This window comes from Succinimonas sp. (assembly GCF_045225735.1).
In the GTDB taxonomy this organism is placed as follows: Bacteria; Pseudomonadota; Gammaproteobacteria; order Enterobacterales; family Succinivibrionaceae; genus Succinimonas.
This window is the reverse complement of record NZ_JBGVBR010000238.1, coordinates 1-4,928: the sequence shown is the minus strand read 5'-3', so window position 1 is coordinate 4,928 and position 4,928 is coordinate 1. Positions and strand designations below refer to the sequence as shown.

3 protein-coding genes are annotated in these 4,928 nt (G+C 52.3%); 2 read left to right on the top strand and 1 reads right to left on the bottom strand.

What is annotated here, in order from left to right:
- The coding region (locus ACJROR_RS08275; RefSeq protein WP_406546716.1) for a hypothetical protein at positions 1-1,936 on the bottom strand (1,936 nt) is incomplete at its 3' end.
- 283 nt (positions 1,937-2,219) lie between these two features.
- Between ACJROR_RS08275 and ACJROR_RS08270 the strand changes: the two genes are divergently transcribed.
- Complete coding sequence (locus ACJROR_RS08270; RefSeq protein ID WP_406546715.1) at positions 2,220-3,029, top strand: hypothetical protein; 810 nt, start codon at positions 2,220-2,222, stop codon at positions 3,027-3,029.
- Between the two features lie 373 nt (positions 3,030-3,402).
- A complete protein-coding gene (locus tag ACJROR_RS08265; protein ID WP_406546714.1) occupies positions 3,403-4,830 on the top strand; it encodes a hypothetical protein in 1,428 nt (475 codons plus the stop codon).
- Positions 4,831-4,928: the final 98 nt, after the last annotated feature.

Below are 4,928 nucleotides of genomic sequence, written 5' to 3'. Positions count from 1 at the left end.
GATAGGGGATTTCCAGTCCGTCATAGAGGCTCTGGATCACCAGATTCTTTTCCTTCCGGATCATGGCAAGACCGTGCTTCAGGAGCGGATTTCCGTTATCCTCCTGCTCTTCGGCCTCGGAGCCTTCGTGATCGCCGCCGTCTCCCGCTTCACCGGCGTTTTCAGCTGCGGCGTCTTCAGGATCCAGCGCAAGGCCCAGAAGCTCGGCCTCGGCGGCGGACATTTTTTCCTGCTTCTCCGGCTTCTTCTGATCCTTGTCAGACTTCTGATCCTTCTTTTTGCCGTTTTCCTTCGGATCCTGCTTCGGAGCGGCATCGGAATCTTCCCCGTTCTCCAGATCATTGAAGATGTCGTCCTCCATGCTCTGCTCCTCCTTGCTCAGGACTTCCTGGAACCAGGGGGTGGCGGCCACGTCAAAGTCATCCAGAAGATCAATGATCACCTCCGGAAGCTGGGTCTTCATGCGGAAGGTCTGCCGTACCGGAACCAGATTGCCGCCGGGGAGCTTCAGGGTATTGATCTCCTCCATGGTGAACTTCCGTCCCACGCTGGTTTCTTCATCATCGGGCAGGGCGATTTCGTTGTTCTTCATCAGGGTGTCGATGTAGATCCCCAGATCAGAATACACCCGGGAGGCCTGCTGCCCGAGCTCCTTCCGGATATTCTGGAGCTTCAGGTTCAGGTTGAAGAGATCCAGGGAGTTCTTGTAGGTTTCCTTGAGGAGCTCGTTGCCTACCGGGAATCTCCGGGTTTTGCGTTCCTCGGTATACCATTCCACAAAGGGCTCCAGCTTATCCTCCGCTTCGGAGAAGACGATGTTGACCTCGTTCACGGCGTTATTGACCAGCCCCTTGAGACGGCTTACGGCATGAGCCTTTTCGTTTTCAATGCTCTTAATGGTGCCGGTCTTGTAGTACTTGTCCTCAATGATGTCGATTTTGCCGGATCTTTCATCGCTGTCTGCAGTGATGATGATTTTATCCTGATACTTCACGTAGTAAGGATAGCCGTAGTAGGTGCCGGCGCCGAAGAAGGCAATCAGGAAAAGCGGCAGGGCTACCGTCTTCCAGTAGCGCTTGAATACGCCGCGATCGGTTTTTATCCACTGCTGTCTGGCCATGATGGCCCGGAGGGTGCTGCCCGGCAGGGTAAGCACGCCCAGCACAATCCCGAAATGAGCTCCCAGAATGCCGTAGGGCAGGGCGATGAGAAAGGCCCGGGTCAGGGCATACCAGGAGGTGCCGTCAGCATACGAAAGTCCGTAGTTCATCAGGGCCGCCCAGATGTTCATGGAGTCCCGGAGGGCGGTGAGGAAGCCGTTAAAGGATTCCGGAGTCTGGGTAACGGAAATCGTCAGGGTTTTAAAGGCCGCCTCGCCGTCAAGATGAGGCTGGAAGCGGAGATAGGCCAGCAGAAAACATGCGATGCCGGCGGCAATGGCGGCGATGCTTCTTCTGTAGAAGGGGAATACCGAGGGGTATTTGTCCTCCTTGTAGAAGCGGCGCAGGGGCGGCAGCATCATCAGCAGGCTGACCGCAAAGGTTACCCCTCCGGCCAGGGCCAAAGTCTGCACGGCCTCCGGGCTCTTAATCACGAGCCCGAACCAGGCCATAAGCCCGGTCAGCACGAAGACAAAGGATTCCGAAAGCTGCTTTTTGGTGGCATAGACCAGGCGTTCGCTGATTTTGCGGGCCTTCCAGCCGGTGCCCAGCTCCTCATTGAGGATAACTCTTTTATATCTGGTATAGATGGCCCGGGGCGCATACCACAGGAGTATGATGGCAAAGATCCAGTAGAACTGCCGGGTTTCCAGGCTCTCAATGCCGGAGCCGATGAGATATACCACCCACAGAATCAGGGCCACAGCGGCAAACCGGATGCACCGGAAAATGACGCTTTCCTCCTTCAGGGAGGCAAGGGGAACAAATTTATTCATAGCGGAATCGTGATGCGTGACATCCATGATGTCTTTTCTGGCTGTTAGTGTTTTCGTATTTTACCGCAATTTTGCCCGCTGATAAAACCGGCTGTGCATAAACGGCGCAGAGGGTAAAACGCCGTTAAGCCCGGGGCGCTGAAAATGAGTCCGGTACCGGGGGGAATCTCCTGGTATCTTTTTTGCACTTTTTTTGTCCGGAAAGCGGCGCTTACGGAAATATCATTAAACATGAGGCGCTTTCCGCCGCTATGAATTAACCGCAATCACAGGAGAAAACACCATGACCAGAAAAAGAGATGACATCGCAGCCTGCCGGAAGCAGAACTACTACAGCATCACCAGATATCAGAACCTTGATTTCGATGATATGCCGCCCCTGTCAGGTCAGAGAAGAGAACAGCTTCTTGATTTGCTGTCCCGGCCGGATATTCTTTCCAGCAGGGAGCTCTGCTATCGGGGCTTTCTGCAGTACCGGGACATGGACTTGTTTGATTCTGAAATGACTCGAAAGAAAAAATGCCGCTGCTTTTTCCCGACAAGCAGCATTAACAATGATTCCTGCGGAGACTACAGCGGAGAAATCGAAGTATTCAAGGCCGTATCCGCGGTTATTATGAAGCCTCATGCTGCTCTCAGGATCCGCTCCCGCGCCGAGGGCATGAATTCTGAGCGCAGGAGCGGTGTTGATAAGAGCGCCGGGCGTAAGAGTAACTGTTTTTTCCGGAACTCCGCCTGGAGCTTTGAGCCTCCTGAGAAGCGGCAGCTCATCATTCATGTGTTTGAACAGGAGAGCAATCTCATTCCCGTGATGCTGAAGGAATTGTCCCGGTGGGACTGTCATGTCTATTGCTACGGCATCTGTCATGATCCGGAAATCTTCGACGGCGAGGGCAAGGAGATTCTCAGCAGCTGTTCCGGGAATCCTTCTGATGAGCGCGTTCACAAGGAAAGAAAAATGTCCTTCAAGGGGCCCTATATCGTCTTCATGGATGCCGGAAGCTATTATTTTCAGAAGCTCCCCGAACATCAGACGGTTAAAGCCCCGGTGCTCGAGGCTGATTTCAGCGGCAAAAACCGCTTCCCGGCTTGATGAAGGAGATCTGATTAAGGAGCGGAGCCCGCGGAATTACGCTGAGAAGCAAGGACAGGCTCCGCCAGATGAAGATCTGCGGAAATCAGCGGCGCAGAATGGCTGATCGACTCCTTCCCGGCTCTCCCCGATCGCCAGTCTGCGATCCGGGGCTGCCTCTCTTTTCCCGCAGCTTCTATGTAACGTTTCTGTAATGTTTCTGTAACCTTCCCTCCTTGTTAACGTTTTCAGGACAGAAAAAAGGGATGATGCCGATTCCGTTAACCCGCAGATCTCCGGAAATGCGTAAGGAACCCAAAGGACAAAGCCGGGATTTAACGCCCGGCACTATCCCTGAAACCTGAAATCAGACTGAAACAATGAGGATAACAACATGACAGCTGAATTTAACATGAACGTTCTGGATACCTTTAACAAGGCTGTGTTTGACAATGAGAACGCCATTGTCAATTTTGCCGGCAAGGAAAATGAAAAGGCCGCATCTCTTAAAAGGAACGGGACTTTTTCCGGCTCGAATATTTTCAGATTCATGCGGGGCGGCAAGGCTCAAAAGGCAAACAATGAGGCTCGCTCCGAGCTTCTGAAATCTCTGGGCAAGGCCTTCGGTCTGGAGGGCGTCGGCACCGGCAAGCGCGGCGAGACTACTTTTTCCCGCGAGTTTATGGATAAGCTCAAAAACCTTATCGGCCCTGCATTCAAGGCAGAGGATTTCGGAGTTCCGGAGCAGGGCGGCGCGGTGACTTCCGGAAAGCCGCTTACTTTCAGAAGAGTAAAGGCCATTATGACTCAGGCTGCCAATTTTTCTTCCGGCAACAAGTTCGATCTGACTGAATACCAGAACAAGTTTAACAACCTCCTTAAGGAATCGGGATCTTCCGTTGCCACCCTTGACGCCGATATTAAGAATGCTAAGACACAAGAGCAGGAATCATTTCTGGAAATGTTCCGGTTCGTCAAAGCCTCTCTGGATTTTCTGGACACAGAGATTAATGATCCTGAGAAATCAGTGGTCAGGAACAATCCGAGATATCAGGAAGAACTGGAGGATGAAGGGGCCGGATCTGCGAGTCTTAACAATATAGAGCCTTTCATTGTCTATGACAAGGAAACCGGGAAGACGAGCTATGTTCACGTGCTTGACGAAAAATTCAGAAGCACCGTCTTCAGCAAAGCAGTGGGCGGTCTCGCAATTCACACTGAGAACTGCCAGTACAAGTTCACAGACAAGGACGGCAATACCTACTATGATATCAGCAACCAGAAAAAGTACGTCACCGATCTCATGAAGAGCTTCATTAAGGTTTCCGTGGACTCCTTCTACAAGGCAAAGATGACCGGCAGGCTGAACGAGTTCAGAAATCATATTGCCACAAACGGCGGCGCCTGCATGGAGGACAAGACCACCAAATTCATCGAATTCAGGGACAGGAAACTGGATCAGGCTAAGCCTGTGGACAAGGATCTGGAGCGCGAACTGGAAGGCATCGTTTTGAAGGGCACCAACGCCACCCCTCTGGATGAGTGCGTAACCGGCATGATAAATAATGTGGTATCCAGAGAGGATCTGCAGGATCTTGACTCCTGGGAGGAGTATGCTCCCCATGTCAGGAAGGAACTGGTGGGTACCTTCCATCCCATCACCAAACCGGTTCTTGACAGCAAGGGCAATCCGGTGAAGATTTATGGCAAATTCCAGTTTGAACCGGTAATGGTCAATGGTCAGCCTGAATTCAGAAAGCTCACTGAAGAGGATGTTGACCGCATCGGCAAGATGATTTACGACGATGCCTTCAAATTCTAATCTGGACTGACGCCCTGTCCGAGACCGCCGGAATCCGGAACCGGCGGCTGGGGAAGAGCAAGAACAAAAGCAGGAAAGCACAAAATAAAAGGGACGCC

Bases quoted from the DNA above. Each gene is read 5' to 3' on its own strand.
- ACJROR_RS08270 (WP_406546715.1), top strand. From the start codon at position 2,220: ATGACCAGAAAAAGAGATGACATCGCAGCCTGCCGGAAGCAGAACTAC.
- ACJROR_RS08265 (WP_406546714.1), top strand. From the start codon at position 3,403: ATGACAGCTGAATTTAACATGAACGTTCTGGATACCTTTAACAAGGCT.